At 62.9% G+C, this 16,442-nt stretch carries 16 protein-coding genes; 7 read left to right on the plus strand and 9 right to left on the minus strand.

Annotated elements, in window-relative coordinates; genetic code table 11:
• The first annotated feature begins 54 nt into the window (after positions 1–54).
• The 6 genes from ACIPZ5_RS06180 to ACIPZ5_RS06205 all read left to right on the plus strand — a co-directional run bounded on the left by ACIPZ5_RS06180 (position 55) and on the right by ACIPZ5_RS06205 (position 5,552).
• Positions 55–858 carry a BON domain-containing protein gene (locus tag ACIPZ5_RS06180; protein ID WP_400807323.1) on the plus strand — a complete coding sequence of 268 codons (804 nt, stop codon included), beginning with the start codon at positions 55–57 and terminating at the stop codon, positions 856–858.
• A gap of 177 nt (positions 859–1,035) precedes the next feature.
• The gene (locus ACIPZ5_RS06185) at positions 1,036–1,329 is read left to right on the plus strand and encodes a hypothetical protein (protein ID WP_261942186.1); all 294 of its coding nucleotides are present in this window, start codon (positions 1,036–1,038) and stop codon (positions 1,327–1,329) included.
• Between the two features lie 42 nt (positions 1,330–1,371).
• Complete coding sequence (locus ACIPZ5_RS06190; protein WP_003252966.1) at positions 1,372–1,533, plus strand: DUF1328 domain-containing protein; 162 nt, start codon at positions 1,372–1,374, stop codon at positions 1,531–1,533.
• A gap of 2 nt (positions 1,534–1,535) precedes the next feature.
• Complete coding sequence (locus ACIPZ5_RS06195) at positions 1,536–2,009, plus strand: inhibitor of vertebrate lysozyme family protein (protein WP_085676634.1); 474 nt, start codon at positions 1,536–1,538, stop codon at positions 2,007–2,009.
• A 729-nt stretch (positions 2,010–2,738) separates the two neighbouring features.
• On the plus strand, positions 2,739–4,067 hold the full coding sequence (gltP, locus tag ACIPZ5_RS06200; RefSeq protein WP_261942187.1) for a glutamate/aspartate:proton symporter GltP: 1,329 nt from the start codon (positions 2,739–2,741) through the stop codon (positions 4,065–4,067).
• A gap of 255 nt (positions 4,068–4,322) precedes the next feature.
• On the plus strand, positions 4,323–5,552 hold the full coding sequence (locus tag ACIPZ5_RS06205) for a nucleoside recognition domain-containing protein (protein ID WP_400807295.1): 1,230 nt from the start codon (positions 4,323–4,325) through the stop codon (positions 5,550–5,552).
• Here the strand turns inward: ACIPZ5_RS06205 and ACIPZ5_RS06210 are convergent.
• From ACIPZ5_RS06210 to ACIPZ5_RS06250, 9 genes are all read right to left on the minus strand, one after another.
• The gene (locus ACIPZ5_RS06210) at positions 5,534–6,169 is read right to left on the minus strand and encodes an ABC-type transport auxiliary lipoprotein family protein (RefSeq protein WP_343594763.1); all 636 of its coding nucleotides are present in this window, start codon (positions 6,167–6,169) and stop codon (positions 5,534–5,536) included. The two genes, ACIPZ5_RS06205 and ACIPZ5_RS06210, sit on opposite strands and share 19 nt — an antisense overlap.
• The gene (locus ACIPZ5_RS06215; protein WP_343594765.1) at positions 6,166–7,104 is read right to left on the minus strand and encodes an MlaD family protein; all 939 of its coding nucleotides are present in this window, start codon (positions 7,102–7,104) and stop codon (positions 6,166–6,168) included. Before ACIPZ5_RS06215 ends, ACIPZ5_RS06210 begins: the two co-directional genes overlap by 4 nt.
• A 3-nt stretch (positions 7,105–7,107) precedes the next feature.
• Entirely contained in the window at positions 7,108–7,899 is a 792-nt protein-coding gene (locus tag ACIPZ5_RS06220) for an ABC transporter ATP-binding protein (RefSeq protein WP_261942188.1), read from the minus strand.
• The gene (locus ACIPZ5_RS06225) at positions 7,896–9,029 is read right to left on the minus strand and encodes an MlaE family lipid ABC transporter permease subunit (protein WP_343594768.1); all 1,134 of its coding nucleotides are present in this window, start codon (positions 9,027–9,029) and stop codon (positions 7,896–7,898) included. Before ACIPZ5_RS06225 ends, ACIPZ5_RS06220 begins: the two co-directional genes overlap by 4 nt.
• 80 nt (positions 9,030–9,109) lie before the next feature.
• Positions 9,110–10,132, minus strand: coding sequence for a DUF5924 family protein (locus ACIPZ5_RS06230; RefSeq protein ID WP_343594770.1), 1,023 nt, complete (start codon positions 10,130–10,132; stop codon positions 9,110–9,112).
• Between the two features lie 156 nt (positions 10,133–10,288).
• Positions 10,289–11,692, minus strand: coding sequence for a M16 family metallopeptidase (locus ACIPZ5_RS06235; RefSeq protein WP_400807301.1), 1,404 nt, complete (start codon positions 11,690–11,692; stop codon positions 10,289–10,291).
• Between the two features lie 30 nt (positions 11,693–11,722).
• Positions 11,723–13,381 carry a Na/Pi cotransporter family protein gene (locus tag ACIPZ5_RS06240; RefSeq protein ID WP_343594774.1) on the minus strand — a complete coding sequence of 553 codons (1,659 nt, stop codon included), beginning with the start codon at positions 13,379–13,381 and terminating at the stop codon, positions 11,723–11,725.
• 225 nt (positions 13,382–13,606) lie between these two features.
• Positions 13,607–14,377, minus strand: a complete 771-nt coding sequence (locus tag ACIPZ5_RS06245) for a TerC family protein (protein ID WP_343594776.1) — start codon at positions 14,375–14,377, stop codon at positions 13,607–13,609.
• Positions 14,378–14,446: 69 nt separating this feature from the next.
• A complete protein-coding gene (locus ACIPZ5_RS06250) occupies positions 14,447–15,754 on the minus strand; it encodes a CitMHS family transporter (RefSeq protein ID WP_261942194.1) in 1,308 nt (435 codons plus the stop codon).
• Positions 15,755–16,020: 266 nt separating this feature from the next.
• Between ACIPZ5_RS06250 and ACIPZ5_RS06255 the strand changes: the two genes are divergently transcribed.
• Positions 16,021–16,422: a GFA family protein gene (locus ACIPZ5_RS06255; protein WP_343594779.1), complete on the plus strand. Its 402-nt coding sequence runs from the start codon at positions 16,021–16,023 to the stop codon at positions 16,420–16,422.
• Positions 16,423–16,442 lie beyond the last annotated feature (20 nt).

The raw sequence follows: 16,442 nt of genomic DNA on the forward strand, positions 1-16,442 counted from the left end.
ATTTTCTGCTTTTGCCAACTAAAAGGAGGTACAGCCGTGTCCCATGCCATCCGAATGGCCGTGTTGGCGGCCACCCTGCTGTCCGTTTGCACACCAGCGTCGGCAGACCCTGTTCAGGAAGCTCGCCTGGAGGGGGCGCTGCAAACCGCGTTGGCCCTCAACCCGATGCTTAACCCATTCAGCATCAAAGTCGAGGTCGATGGCCAGCGGGCTCACCTTACCGGGGAGGTCGAGAACGATGTCGAGCGGCAGCTGGCCGAACATGTAGCCCTGGCCACACGGGGCATCGAGCAGGTCGACAACCAGTTGCGGGTCAACGCCGAACTGGTCGAGCGCCCACTGGAGCTGCGTGCTTACGCCCAGCGCCTGGAAGATGCGACCTTGGCGGCCGTGATCCGGGCGCGCCTGCTGTGGAGCCGGGCCACGGAAAAGGCGCCCATCGAAGTGCAGAGCAGCGATGGCGTGGTCACCCTGCGTGGCAAGGTCGACAGTGCCGAGGCCAAGGAGCTGGCGGGCGTGGTGGCACGCACCACCGACGGCGTGCACCTGGTCAACAACCTGGTCAGCCTGGATAGCGCAGCCATGGCCAAGGCAAGGGAGAACCCTGCAGGCGCGGCGAGCGGGCCGCAGCCGAGCGACAGCTGGGTAGTCGACAAGATTCAGACCAGTTACCGCTTCAGCCGCAATCTGGACGGCCTGAATATCAAGGTGGCCAGTGAACATGGCATGGTCAGGCTGACCGGCGAGGTGGTCAGCAGCGAGCAGAAGACCATTGCCGTGGATATCGCTCGTCAGATCATCGGCGTACGGGGGGTCGATGCCGATCTGCTCAAAGTGGCAACCAAGGTCGAGGGCTGAATCGTGCAATTCGCACGACGCCTGAAGGGGCATCGTGCAGGATACGTCCTCAGTGACAATGCGCATTGATTGTATCTTATTGATTTATAAGGGTTTTTATTGATTTGCCGGGCTGGCATGCAGGCTGCAATTACCTGTTCAGGTTTGAACAAAAAAATTACAGCAGGAGAAGCCGGCATGAACCGCCAATCCGTCCACCGCTCGCTGAATGCCGCACTCCCCGTGCGCCAGTTCCTGTTCTTTGGGATGGCTGTGCTGCTGAGCTTGGCCGCTGGCCTCTTCTACTACAGCTGGCAGACCGCGCGACTGGCTGATCAGGTCGCGGCGCAAACCGCGCTGATATCGCAGATCCAGGCGACCCGTGCCAATACCTTGGTGAAGGCGGCCGAACCCGCCGGGCAGCAGCCTGCCGCCAATACCTCGCCGGCCACTGTAGACAACGTCGTGCCCCAGCAGCGCTGGGTGTTCTGAGGCGCTGGCTGGACCCATTTCAAAAAAGAAAGGAGAAGCATCATGCTGAGTTGGGCTATCACTTTCCTCATCATCGCCATTGTCGCTGCTGTGCTTGGCTTCGGTGGTATCGCTGGCGCCGCTACGGGTATCGCGAAGATCCTGTTCATTGTCTTCCTGGTCCTGTTCGTAGCCTCCTTCTTCTTTGGACGTGGCCGAGGTTGACGATGAGCAGGAAGCTATCCACAGCCCTGGCTGCTGCTGCCCTGATGTTGGGCAGCAGTGCAGCGGTGCTGGCGGCCAATGATGGCCAGGTCCGGGTCGAGCAGTTGCTCGGCTCGGACCCTGAATACCGGGAAACCTGGCAAGACACGATCAAAGGCGAGGAACGCTTGCCCGATTGGGTGATCAACCTGAGCGGCAGCGGCCAGGAGCAGATGTCTGCCGTGACTGAAGACGGCGACAAATATCTGGTCGGCCCGCTGTGCGAGTCGCCGCAGAACTGCACCTACAAGCGCCTGATCGTGGCGTTCAGCTGGGACAAGGACGACGCCTACGGGATGCTGGTGGAAGTGCCCGAGGGCTTGCCGAGTGACAAGTCGCCAACCCGCCATGCGCAGTACCGCTGGCTGGGTGATCCGGACGACGGCATGAAGGCGATGTTGCAGGAGCAACTCAAGCGCGATCCGAAGTGGTACTGACCAGCGGTCGCGCGCTGTCATCTAATGGAAGCGGAACCTTTTTATCTTTCTCGCTTCTATGATGCGCCGCCCCGAGGAGGGGTAGCGCATGACCAAGGGGCCGGGCTGTTCTGATTGTTGCAGGATCGGAGTGGCCTAGGGGTACAGGGAGTACCTCCAGCACTGGGCCGGGTCAGGCAAAGGCAGAATCGGAAGCTTCAGGTCAGGCGTGTCGAAAAACACGTGCACCCGGCCTGGCTTCCGAGGCGCCATCCCGCCGTTTTGCTAAATCCTTTCAGGATTTCTCTCTTGAGACACATTTTGTCTTAACCGTACGTCAAATTTTTTTCGCTCAATACGGGTGCCGCGCAAGTGTCATTTCGGCCATTCGGATTGTCGAACAAGCCGTTTTTATCCCTGCCAATACACCGCCAAAACTGCCTAAATATGGCGGTTTGGTCTTGTTCGGATTTCCGAACGTTATAAATCAATGACTTACGTGCGGCGTATTTTGACTCCGATGTCTATGCCGTATCGGCATGGGGTATGCGTTTCCGGCATTAGATTTCAGCCTTCCCCGTCGCAATAGTTGCCGCCTTTTTCGCTGGCCCGAGCGCCCTGTCGCTCGCTCGCGGTGTCCTTACATGAGGTCTCCGGACGGAAGCCAAAAGCTCCCCGTGACGTTGCCAACGGCTTTGTTACGCGCTTTTCCGGTCGGTGCCCGTGACCACTACAACAAAGGGTAAAGACATGAAGAAGGCAAAACTGAGCCTCGCCTGGCAGATCGTCATCGGTCTGGTCCTGGGCGTTGCAGTCGGCGCGCTGCTGAACCACTTCAGCGCGGAAAAGGCCTGGTGGATCAGCAACGTCCTCCAGCCCGCCGGTGACATCTTCATTCGCCTGATCAAGATGATCGTTGTCCCGATCGTGATTTCGTCGCTGATCGTGGGTATCGCCGGGGTTGGCGATGCGAAGAAACTCGGCAGCATCGGTCTGAAGACCATCCTCTACTTCGAGGTGGTGACCACCATCGCCATCGTTGTCGGCCTGGTGTTGGCCAACTTGTTCCACCCGGGCGCCGGCATCGACATGAGCACCCTGGGTACCGTCGACATCTCCAAGTACCAGGCCACTGCGGCTGAAGTGCAGCATGAGCACGCGTTCATCGAGACCCTGCTCAACCTGATCCCGTCGAACATCTTCGCGGCGCTGATGCGTGGTGAAATGCTGCCGATCATCTTCTTCTCGGTCATGTTCGGCCTTGGCCTGTCGAGCCTGCAGGCCGACCTGCGCGAGCCGCTGGTGCGTACCTTCCAGGCCGTGTCGGAGACCATGTTCAAGGTCACCCACATGATCATGAACTACGCCCCGATCGGTGTGTTCGCCCTGATTGCCGTGACTGTTGCCAACTTCGGTTTCAGCTCGCTGCTGCCGCTGGCCAAGCTGGTGCTGCTGGTGTACTTCGCCATCGCCTTCTTCGCCTTCATGGTGCTGGGCCTGGTCGCGCGCCTGTTCGGCTTCTCGGTGATCAAGATCATGCGCATCATGAAAGATGAGCTGATCCTCGCCTACTCCACTTCCAGCTCCGAAACCGTGCTGCCGCGCGTGATCGAGAAGATGGAGAAGTACGGTGCGCCGAAGTCGATCTGCTCGTTCGTGGTACCGACCGGCTACTCGTTCAACCTCGACGGTTCGACCCTGTACCAGAGCATCGCGGCCATCTTCATCGCCCAGCTGTACGGCATCGACCTGTCCTGGAGCCAGCAGTTGCTGCTGGTGCTGACCCTGATGGTCACCTCCAAAGGTATCGCCGGGGTACCGGGCGTATCCTTCGTGGTACTGCTGGCGACCCTGGGCAGCGTGGGCATCCCGCTGGAAGGCCTGGCCTTCATCGCCGGTGTCGACCGCATCATGGACATGGCGCGTACCGCCCTGAACGTGATCGGCAACGCCCTCGCAGCCCTGGTCATTGCGCGTTGGGAAGGCATGTACGACGCCGCCAAGGGCGAGCAGTACTACGCCTCGCTGATGGCGGACAAACAGCAGGCTGCAGTCATTGGCGAAGCTGCCAAGCGCTGAGCCTGATGTGCTGAACCTGAAAGCCCCGACTCGTCGGGGCTTTTTGTTGTCTGTGGTTTTATCCGGTCTGCTGGCAGTTCGGCGATCTCTGTGGGAGCGGGCTTGCCCGCGAACACGGGCGAAGCCCGTGCCATCCACCGCGTTGTCTGCTTCGCGGGCAAGCCCGCTCCCACAGGGTTCAGCGTCAGCCGAGAGTTCTCCAGTCACAGGCCCCGATACGCTATCATTCGAGCATTTTTCAGGGGGAACACACGGATGCTCAACGGCCTTTGGCTCGGCTTTTTCCTGGTGGCGGCCGTCTCCGCCCTGGCCCAATGGCTGGTCGGTGGCAACGCTGGCATTTTCGCCGCGATGGTCGAGAGCATCTTCGCCATGGCCAAGCTGTCGGTGGAGGTCATGGTCCTGCTGTTCGGTACCCTGACCCTCTGGCTGGGTTTCCTCAAGATCGCCGAAAAGGCCGGCATCGTCGAATGGCTGGCCAAGGTGCTGGGGCCGCTGTTCGCCCGCCTGATGCCGGAGGTGCCACCCGGCCACCCGGCCCTGGGCCTGATCACCATGAACTTCGCCGCCAATGGCCTGGGCCTGGATAACGCCGCAACGCCGATCGGCCTCAAGGCCATGCGCGCGCTGCAGGAGCTCAACCCCAGCAGCACCACGGCCAGCAATGCGCAGATCTTGTTCCTGGTGCTGAACGCCTCGTCGCTGACCCTGCTGCCGGTGACTATCTTCATGTACCGCGCCCAGCAAGGTGCCACCGACCCCACCCTGGTGTTCCTGCCAATTCTGCTGGCCACCAGTGCCTCAACGCTGATCGGCCTGCTGTCAGTGGCAGTGATGCAGCGCCTGCGCCTGTGGGACCCGGTGGTGCTCGCCTACCTGATCCCTGGCGCGCTGCTGCTGGGCGGTTTCATGGCCTTCCTGGGCACCTTGTCGGCCGCTGCGCTAGCCAGCCTGTCGTCGATCCTAGGCAACCTGACGCTGTTTGGGGTGATCATCCTGTTCCTGGTAATCGGCGCGTTGAAGCGGGTGCAGGTGTATGAAGCCTTTGTCGAAGGCGCCAAGGAAGGTTTCGACGTAGCCAAGAGCCTGCTGCCGTATCTGGTGGCGATGCTGGTAGCGGTCGGTGTACTGCGCGCCTCTGGGGCGCTGGAGCTGGCGCTGGACGGCATTCGCCACGCGGTCAACTGGATGGGCCTGGATACCCGCTTCGTCGAGGGCCTGCCCACCGCGCTGGTGAAGCCGTTCTCTGGCAGTGCCGCGCGGGCCATGCTGATCGAGACCATGCAGACCCACGGTGTCGACAGCTTCCCGGCGCTGGTCGCGGCAACCATTCAGGGCAGCACCGAAACCACCTTCTACGTGCTGGCGGTGTATTTCGGCGCCGTGGGCATCCAGCGGGTGCGCCACGCCGTCGGCTGCGCCCTGCTGGCCGAGCTGTCCGGTGTGATTGCGGCCATCTGCGTCTGCTACTGGTTCTTTGCCTGAGCCTGATTCTGAGCCTGGGCGCTTTGCGCCACGGTCCAGTTCACCACCAACCCGGCCAGCTGATCGCTGGCCGCGCCAAAACCGGCGACCACGGCTGATACCTGGGTGTCGGTCAGCGGCTGGCGCACTTCGAAGCGCTTGCTGCTGAGGATGCGCTGGCTGCGGCCTTGCACCAGGCGTGCGTCGTAGCGGATTACCACTTCCACCTTGCCGCCCGGCTGATATTCGCTCTGGAACGCCTGCAGCTCGCCGCTCAGCTCGTAGTCGGCTTGCAGGTTGCTGTCGTCTGCGCTCAGGCGTTGCACCCGGCCGTCGCGCTGGAAGCCATCGAGCAGGCGGTTGCGCACCAGCAAAGGCACCGGGTCGCTCCAGCGGGCGCCCTTGTAGCTGCTGATCACATCCCCTTGAGGGATCACGGCGATGCGTGGCCCGGCCAGTACTTCGCTGGCCAGCGGCTTGTTCAGGCGCAGTGACCAGTCCACCGGGGTATTGCTGTGGCTGGCCTGGTTGACCGGCAGGCGGTAGATATCCACAGGTTCGCTCTGCGGCAGGATCGAGCAGGCGCCGGCCAGGCTCAGGGCGGCCGCCAGGGCCAGCAGGCGCAGCGAAGGGATCATGGCTGGAACTCCTTGTTGTTGTCGCGGCCCAGCAGGTAGCCGCTCGGGTCGGCCTCCAGGCGCCGGGATATGCCCTTGAGCGAGTTGAGGGTTTCGCGCAGTTCGCGGATGGCCGGGGTCAGCTGGTTGAGCCCCTGGGCGCCGTCATCGATGGACTGGCGGTTGTCCTGCAGCAGGTTGTTGATGGTCGCAGCGCTTTGCGCCAGCGACTGCATGGCCTGCTCGGCACTGCCAACGGCCTGTTTACCCTGGGTGCCAAGCAGGCCGTTGGCGTTGCGCATCAGCGCCTGGGTTTCGGCCAGGGTGGCGTTGGCCTGCTTGCCGACCTGGGCCAATTGCTCGATGGCGTCGCTGATACCGCCCTTCTGGTTGGCGAAGGCGCCAGTGGTCTGCTCCAGGTTGGCCAAGGTGTTGCTCAGGCGGTCGATGTTGCTTTCCGAGAACATCTGGTTGGCGTTGTGCAGCAACAGGTTGATGTTGGTCACCAGGTCGCTGCTGTCGTTGAGCAGGCGGGAGATCGGCGAGGGGGAGGCGACGATCACCGGCAGCTTGCCGTCCTTGCCCCTGAGTTCCGGGCTGTGCGGCGTGCCGCCGCTGAGCTGGATGAACGAGTTGCCGGTGACCCCGGCCAGGGTCAGTTTGGCCTGGGTGTCTTCCTTGACCGGGGTGTCGCCGCTCAGGCGCACCCGGGCCAGCACCCGGCGCGGGTCTTTCGGGTCCAGGCGCAGGCTGGTGACATCGCCGACCTTGATGCCGTTGTACTGCACCGGGCTGCCACGGGACAGGCCCGAGACGGCTTCGTTGAAGATGACTTCGTAATCCTTGAAGGCGTCGTCGACGCTGGACTTGGTCAGCCACAGGCCGAACAGCATGGCGCCAGCCACCACCAGGACGGTGACCAGGCCAATCAGGACGTGATGAGCTCGGGTTTCCATTGTTCAGCGCTCCTGCCCGGCGTTGGCGGCGGCGTGTTCGGCCGCGCGCCCGCGTGGGCCGTGAAAGTATTCGTGGATCCAGGGGTCGTTGGTCTGTTCGACCTCGGCCAGGGGGCCGGCGACCAGCACCTTCTTCTGTGACAACACGGCGATGCGATCGGTGATGGTGTAGAGGGTGTCGAGATCGTGGGTGATCAGGAACACGCTCAGGCCCAGGGCATCGCGCAAGGTCAGGATCAACTGATCGAAGGCAGCGGCGCCGATCGGGTCGAGGCCGGCGGTGGGCTCGTCGAGGAACAGGATGTCCGGGTCCAGCGCCAGGGCGCGAGCCAGGGCCGCGCGCTTGATCATGCCGCCGGAGAGCGACGAGGGGTATTTGTCGGCGGCGGAAATCGGCAGGCCGGCCAGCGCCAGCTTGACCCCAGCCAGGTGCTCGGCATCGGCGCGCGACAGGCCGGCATGCTCGATCAACGGCAGGGCGACGTTTTCGGTGACGGTCAGGGATGAAAACAGTGCGCCCTTCTGAAACAGCACGCCGAAGCGGCGTTCGACCAGCGAACGCTGTTCCTCGCGCAAACCGGCCAAGTCTTCGCCGAATACCTTGACCTGCCCCTCGTTGGGGCGCCGCAGGCCGATGATGCTGCGCAGCAATACCGACTTGCCGCTACCCGAACCGCCGACCACCGCGAGGATTTCGCCGCGGTACAGGTCCAGGTCGAGGTCCTTGTGTACCACCTGGCTGCCAAAGCGATTGCAGATGCCCCGCGCTTCGATCACCGCTTCCCGGCCATTCACCAGCCCATCTCCATGCAGAACAGTGCCGCCACCGCATCCAGCACGATGACCACGAAAATCGATTGCACCACGCTGGAGGTGGTGTGGGCGCCGACCGATTCGGCGCTGCCGCTGACCTTGAAGCCTTCGAGGCAGCCGATGGCGGCGATCAGGAAGGCAAAAATCGGCGCCTTGGCCAGGCCGACGAGGAAGTGCTGCACGCCGATGTCGGTTTGCAGCAGCGACAGGAACATCGCCGGCGAAATGCCCAGTGACAGGGCGCAGACCACCGCACCACCGACGATGCCGCAGATCATCGCGACGAAGGTCAGCAGTGGCAGTGAGATCAGCAGCGCCAGTACCCGTGGCACCACCAGCAGCTCGATCGGGTTGAGGCCCAGGGTGCGGATGGCGTCGACCTCTTCATTGGCCTTCATCGAGCCGATCTGCGCGGTGAAGGCGCTGGCGGTGCGCCCGGCCATCAGGATGGCAGTCAGCAGCACGGCGAATTCGCGCAGGAACGAGAAGGCCACCAGGTCGACGGTGAAGACCGTGGCGCCAAAATCGGCCAGTACCGTGGCCCCGAGGAAGGCCACCACGGCGCCCACCAGGAAAGTCAGCAAGGCGACGATGGGGGCAGCGTCCAGCCCGGTCTGCTCGATGTGCGCGATGACCGGAGTGACGCGCCAGCGGTGTGGCTGCAGCAGGCGACGCAGCAGGGTCTCGATGATCAGGCCAAGAAAGCCGAGCAGCTGCATGGTGTCTTGCCACAGCGTGCCGACCGCGCAACCGATACGCTCCAGGAGCACCAGCAGCACGTTGCGCTCCGGCTCCTTGACCGGGATGCAGTAGTCCTGCACCGAACAGTAGACATTCTTGAGCAGGGCGCGGCTGGCTTCGGGCAGGTCGTTGGTGCAGTGCGACAGGCGCTCGGAGCCGAGCAGCTCGGCCAACAGCGAGGCACCGGCAGTGTCCAGGCGGCCCAGCTGGCTGAGGTCGGCAATGGTGTCGGCGCCATACTGCGTGCGCAGGCGCTCGCTGTCACGTTTGAGGCTGGCGTAGTGGGCCAGGGTCCAGTCACCGGCGATCCGCAGGCAGGCTGGCTGGCAGCTGGTGTCCAGGGTGGCGCTGGGGGTGGTCATAGGCTCCATGCATCCGACTGGGCTAGAGGCTGATCATAGCGCAGCGGGCATGGAGCGGTTTGTTGAATATGTGCTGTCCTGCGCCGATGTCACGGCGCAGGCAAGTCGTCCACTACCTTGAAGCGCAGCACGCCGATCACCTGGCCATCCTCGGTCAGCACCCGCACCTGCCACTTGCCCACCGGGTTGGGCGGGAAGTTCTGCTTGTGGGTCCAGGCGCGGTAGCCTTCCTTGCGCCCGCCGTGGATGTCCAGGGCAATGCGATCGACCTCCTGGCCGTCCTTCTGCCACACGTGGTAGATGCGCTCGTCCAGGCCTCGCGGTGCGTTGATCGCGGTATAGGCGTAAAGGCCATTGCTGCGAATGCGGCTGGCGGCAATTTCCTCGAGCGATTCGCCGGGCTGGCGATTGAGTACTTCGGTGCTCACCGCCACGTCCGTCATCCACAGCGTTGCCGGTGGCACCCACGAGCGCAGCAGCCAGCCGCCAGCGCCTACGGCCAGCGTAACCACCACCAGTGCCACGCCGCGGCGCCAGGTATTGACCGGGAAACTGCTGACCAGGCTTGGGAACGACAGTGCCATGGCAGCGATCAACGCCAGCTTGAAGCTCTGTGCGGTAGTCAGGTGCAGGATGATCGGCAGCGCGGTGAGCAGCGCGGCGAACAGCGTCAGGGTGTGCAGCGCGAGGAACAGCCAGCGCCGGGGCGCCAGCCACTTGTAGTAGAGCGGATCGATGATCGAGATGAGCCCGGCGGCGCCAAGCAGGCCGGTGAACACCAGCTGGCCGCTGTTCCAGGTGGTGGTGATGAAGAAGAACGGCAAGACGAAGAACAGGCTTTCCTGGTGGATCATCTGTGTCGCATAGCGCAGCAGCGGCTGCGGGATCTCGCGGTTGAAGGTGCGCGCGAACAGGCCGGTGAGGGTGTTTTCCAGCATTAGCCAGACCCAGCTGACCAGCATGAGGATGGCGATCCAGCTGGCCAGGCTGGCCTGGCGGTCGACCAGAATGAAGCTGCCGATGCCGGAGAGGAAACCACCGAGCGCAATGACGCCGGGGTAGCGTTTGAGCAGCTCGATGACGCGCTGGACGAAATGGGGTATTGGGGGCATGGGTCTACAACAGGAGTTTGAGGTGGCTGTGCCGGCCTTTTCGCGGGTAAACCCGCTCCCACAGGTCGTGCACTGATCATGAAACCTGTGCGGTTCCTGTGGGAGCGGGTTTACCCGCGAAAGGGCCGGTACTGGCAAAAGGATACCGCCGATTCACTACTGCCGTGTAGCACCACTGGGTCGTTCCGGCTTCTGTCGCCGCCAGCGCAACAGCCCAAGCGCCAATATCAGCCCCAGCAGCAAGGCCACCAGCCCATAAAGCTCGTCATACCCCAGCAACGGCTTCTCGATCCGCAGGTAACCCTCATCCTTGAGCAATTCCTTCAAGGCCGCATTGGCCTCTTCCAGCGTCACCTGGCGCAACTTGCGCGCCGGGTCGGCAAAGCGACCGTTGTTGTAATCGTTCAGCGCCCCCCAGTAGTAATCGGCCAGCGCACTGTTGCCCTGGGTGCTCCAGCTTTCCTTGGCCACGGCGGCATCCTTGATGCGGGCGAAGGTATCCGGGTCGAGGCCTTCCTTGCGCAGGTGGTCGAACAGCTGCTGCATCACCTTCACAGCCTGGTCGACATCTTCGCGCTCGAGGTCGGCATTGAGGCTGAGCATGCCGCTGTCGCCAAAGCTCTCGCGTTGAACGGACGGCCCGTACGACAGGCCGTTGCGCAGGCGCAGCTGGTCATACACCGCCCAGTCGAGGTAGCGCGACAGCAGGTCGAGGGTTTGCTGATGGTCACTGTCCAGGACCGGTTCGATGAACAGCCAGTGCAACTTGACGCTGTCGCCCAGCAGGCCCCGGGTCAGGTCGCGGCGCTGTTCGGCCTGTTGGCTGATGCTTTCGAGGGTGCGCCGCTCTTCCGGCTCGGTGGCCGGCAGCTCACCAAAGGTGCGTTCCAGATAGGCTGGCAACAGGCGATCCAGGCCGCCCACCACGATCAGGGTCATGTTGTTGGCGGCGTACCAGTGCTCACGCAGGGTTTTCACCTGCTCCAGGGTCATGTCCGCGACGTTGGAGCGTTCAGCGCATTTCAGGCCCAGCTCGGTGGCCAGCTGGTCGCTGGCCGGGTGGCCGATGTCCTGGCGGTCGAGCCAGCGCTGCAGGTGGCCATAGTGGCCGCCATCCTCGCGTTCGATGATGTGCTTGGCCGTGGCCAGGGCCTTGGCGTCGATGCGGGTGTCGCGGACGATTGCCAGCAACAGGTCGAGGACCTTGCGCTGGTTGCGTGCCGGTGCCTCGATGACGAAGGTGGTGTCGGCGCTGCTGGTATAGGCATTCCATTCGCCGCCCAGGCTCTGCAGGCGCTCCTCCAGGCCGCCTTCACCGGTCTCGTCGATGCCGGTGAACAGCAGGTGTTCAAGCAGGTGCGGCAATTCTTTCTGCTCGCAGCCAAAGTCATCCAGGCCAACCCCCACCACCAGGCGGATCGCCACATGGTCGCGTTCGTAACCGGATTTCAGGATCACCTGCAGGCCATTGGGCAACAGGTAACCCTCGACCCGCGAGCGGTCGAGGGCAAATGAGGGCAGGCTGCAGATCAGCAGGCAAACGAACATCAGGCAACGCATGGGCGAGCGACGGTCTCCAGGTGTGCGAGATCAGGACAGGTGGGCATCTTCCGGGACGCTGTCGAGCAGCAGCCCGCCGGTGTCCGAGCCACCCAGTACCACATAGGCACTGCTGCAGAACAAAGAGTTCAACCGCTTCATATCGGCAATCAGCTCCAAGTGTAGCGAACTGGTCTCGATACTTTGCACGACCTTACGCTGCAAACGGCTGACGTGGGCGTGCGCCAGGCGCCGTTCCTGGGCGCGGAAACGGCGTTTTTCGCGCAGCAGCAGGCGTGCGCTCTCCGGATCGGCGCTGAGGAACACCGACAGGCCCAGGCGCAGGTTGGCCAGCAACTGCTCCTGCAGCCCGGTGAGTTCTTCAAGGCCGACCTGGGAAAACTCCCGGCGCTGGCTGGTTTTCTGCTGCTGCACCTTGCGCAGCATGCGTTCGATCAGGTCGCAGGCCAGCTTCAGGTTGATCGCCAACTCGATGACTTCTGCCCAGCGCCGGTTGTCCTGATCGCTGAGGTCTTCCCGCGGCATCTGCGCCAGGTACAGTTTGATCGCACTGTAGAGTGCCTCGGCATCTTCGCCCAAGGCCCGTACCTGCTGGGGGATGGCAGTGTGGGTACCGCGCAGGGCGCCAAGCATGGCTTCCAGCAGGCTGTCGACGATGTCGCCCAGGCGCAGGGTTTCCCGCGCGGCATTGGCCAGGGCCAGGCTGGGCGTGGTCAAGGCCGAGGCATCGAGATGGCGCGGGCGTATCTGGCCGTTGGTGGTCTCGCGTTCGGGCAGCAGCGCATTGCACAGGCGGCCCATGGGTTTGACCGTTGGCAGCATGATCAGGCAGCGCAGCGTGTTGTAGAGCAGGTGGAAACCGATCACAAGCTCCTGAGGGCTGAAGCTCAGGCTGTCCATCCACTCCACCAGTGGGTGCAGCACAGGGATGATCAGCAGCAGGCCGATCAGCTTGTACAGCAGGCTACCCAGAGCCACGCGGCGGCCGGCGGCGTTCTGCATGCTGGTGCTGATGAAGGCCAGCAGGCCGCTGCCGATGTTGGCGCCGACGACCAGGCCGATGGCCACCGGCAGGCTGATCACCTCAGCGCCGGCCAGGGTGGCGGTGAGTAGCACGGCAGCCAGGCTGGAATACGAGACCATGGCGAACAGTGCGCCAACCAGGGCGTCGAGCAGGATATCGCCAGTCAGCGAGGCGAACAGCACCTTCACCCCTTGCGCATGGGTAATCGGCGCCGCGGCCTGCACGATCAGCTGCAGGGCCAGGATGATCAAGCCCAGGCCGATTGCCACGCGGCCCAGCTGGCCCACACGGGTCTGCTTGCGCGAGAGGAAGAAGATCACCCCGAGGAACACCAGCAGCGGCGACAGCCACGACAGGTCGAAGGTCAGTACCCGGGCCATCAGCGCGGTCCCGACATCGGCGCCGAGCATGATCGCCAGCGCCGGGGTCATGGCCATCAGGCCCTGGCCGACGAAGGACGTGACCAGCATGGCAGTGGCGTTGCTGCTCTGCACCACGGCAGTGACCACGATGCCGGCAATGAACGCCAGCGGTCGGCGGTTCATGTTCTGGCTGAGCACGCGGCGCAGGTTGGAGCCGAACACCCTGAGGATGCCGGTACGGACGATATGCGTGCCCCACACCAGCAAGGCCACGGCGGAGAGCAGGTTGAGCAGGGTCAGCATGGTCGAGCCCCCCTTTGTTATCGGGCTCCAGTGGCGGAGCCAAAATGGATGAAGCTGTAAGCCTGGCCCGGGGGTGGGTGTTTTGATCCAGTGCTTACTCAAGCTTTAGTTGTTTTGCGAAGCTCGCGCCAGCTTGGCACGCTCTGCAAGCATTTGAAATGTTTGTGTGATGAAAGCCTGTACATGAAAAAGGGCCCCGGAGGGCCCTTTACACTGCGTCGGATCTTATTGACCCGGAATGTCCTTGCGCAGTTTCACCGGCTCATGCTCCTTGCCCTGCTTGCGCGCCAAGGCAGTACGCATGCGGATGTTGATCGCCTCCACGGCCAGCGAGAAGGCCATGGCGAAGTAGACGTAGCCCTTCGGCACGTGAACATCGAAAGATTCGGCGATCAGCACGGTACCGACGACGATCAGGAAGGAAAGTGCAAGCATCTTCAGCGAAGGGTGTTTGTCGATGAAGTCGCTGATGGCGCCGGCGCAGGCCATCATCACCAGCACCGCGACGACGATTGCGGCAATCATTACCGGCACGTGCGAGACCATGCCGACGGCAGTGATCACCGAGTCCAGCGAAAACACGATGTCGATGATGGCGATCTGAATGATGGTGTACAGGAACTTGCCGCCAGCCCCCTTGGGTTCGTCGGCGCTCTCTTCCTCGCCTTCCAGGCCGTGGTAGATCTCTTGCGAGCTTTTCCACAGCAGGAACAGGCCGCCGCAGAACAGGATCAGGTCACGCCCGGAAATGCCCTGGCCGAATACCACGAACAGGTCGGTGGTCAGGCGCATGACCCAGGTGATCGACAGCAGCAGCATGATGCGGGTGACCATGGCCAGGGCCAGGCCGAAGATCCGGGTGCGCGGCTGCATGTGCTTGGGCATGCGGCTGACCAGGATCGAGATCATGATGATGTTGTCGATCCCGAGGACGATCTCAAGTGCCGTCAGGGTAAAAAAGGCAACCCAGATTTCCGGGCTGGTCAGCCATTCCATGTGTATTCCTTCAAACGATAAAGGCGATGCACCCCGACCGGGGGCATCGCGTTGGGTGATGCGTGTTAATTAAAGACTACTGAACAGCGGGAAAATGCCCATCAGCAGCGCGGCGAACATTATGCATAGGCACACCAGCACTGCCCACTTGAGTGTGAAGCGCTGGTGGTCGCCGAACTCGATACCGGCCAGGGCCACCAGCAGGTAGGTCGAAGGCACCAGCGGGCTGAGCAGGTGTACCGGCTGCCCGACGATCGAGGCACGGGCCATTTCCACCGGGCTGATGCCGTAGTGGCTGGCCGCTTCCGACAGCACCGGCAGCACGCCGTAGTAGAAGGCGTCGTTGGACATGAAGAAGGTGAACGGCATGCTCACGATCGCGGTGATCACTGCCAGGTAGGGGCCCAATGCTTCAGGGATGACCGCCAGCAGGCTCTTGGACATGGCCTCGACCATGCCGGTACCCGACAGGATGCCGGTGAAGATGCCGGCGGCGAAGATCAACCCGGTCACGGCCAGCACGCTGCCGGCGTGGGCGGCGATGCGGTCTTTCTGCTGCTGCAGGCACGGGTAGTTGACGATCATGGCGATACTGAAGGCGATCATGAACAGCACCGGCAGCGGCAGCACGCCGGCGATCAGCGCGACCATCAGGGCGGCGGTCAGGGCACCGTTGAAGTAGATCAGCTTGGGGCGGCGCGCTTCAGGGAACTGCGACACGCTGATTTCGCTGTGGTCGATGTCATCGGTCGGAAGGTGCAGCTCACCCAGGCGGGCACGTTCGCGCTTGCCGTACAGGTAGGCGATGGCAAGGATCGCCAGCACACCGAAGAGCATGGCCGGGATCATCGGCACGAAGATGTCCGACGGGTCTACATGCAGGGCACTGGCGGCGCGGGCGGTGGGGCCGCCCCACGGGGTCATGTTCATCACACCGCCGGCGAGGATGATCAGGCCGGCCATGATCCGAGGGCTCATGCCCAGGCGGCTGTAAAGCGGCAGCATGGCGGCGCAGCAGATCATGTAGGTGGTGGCACCGTCACCGTCGAGTGAGACCACCAGGGCCAGCACGGCGGTGCCGACCGAGACTTTCAGCGGGTCGCCCTTGACCAGCTTGAGGATCTTGCGCACGGCCGGGTCGAACAGGCCGGAGTCGATCATCAGGGCGAAGTAGAGGATGGCGAACATCAGCATCACGCCGGTGGGCGCGAGCTTGCTGATGCCTTCGAGCATCATTGGGCCGATCTTGGCGGAAAAACCGCCGAACAGGGCGAACAGGATCGGTACCAGGATCAGCGCGATCAAGGCCGACAGGCGCTTGGTCATGATCAGGTACATGAAGGTGATGACCATGGCAAAGCCGAGGAAGGTCAACATGGCAATACTCCAGGCGTGGCGCGGCGAAAGGACGGTCGATTCGGGCGGATCAGCGCTTTTGGCGCTGCGCGGGGAGCATGCGGAGGGGTAGGACGCAAAGGCGGGCGCAGGAATACATCAGAATCACCATTGTTGTTGTTGATGGGCCGGGCGCGGAATGTTCCGGATGCCCTGGCTGACCGGTCTTGTGCCGGTAGTGGGGGCTATCCTAGGGGGGCAAGCTTTCAGCCAGCTTTCGCCGAGAAAACGGCGACGGGAGGTAGGTGATGCAGGATTTTACTGAGGGTGGCTGCCATTGCGGCGCCTTGCGTTATCGGCTGCAGGGTGACCTGACGGATGTTGCCCATTGCCATTGTTCGATCTGCCGGCGCGTAAGCGGCGGTTTGGTGGTGACCTGGGTCACCCTGCCCCGTTCGGGTTTCCGCTGGTTGGCGGGGCGGCCCCAGTGCTATGTGGCACCGGCCAGTTGCAAGCGGTATTTCTGTGGGGAATGCGGGGCGCATTTGGCGTTGGTCACGGAGCATAGTCCGGGAAGCATCGATGTGACGGTGGCGACGCTGGACCATCCGGAGCTGGCGCCAGCCAAGAGGCATATCTGGGCTAAAAGCCGGTTGCCCTGGCTGCATCTGGATGAGGGGTTGCCCTCGGAATCTGAGGAGAGGCTGTAGCCTTGGGCTGCCTTTGCCGG

This window comes from Pseudomonas sp. NPDC089428 (assembly GCF_044749325.1).
Lineage (GTDB): Bacteria > Pseudomonadota > Gammaproteobacteria > Pseudomonadales > Pseudomonadaceae > Aquipseudomonas.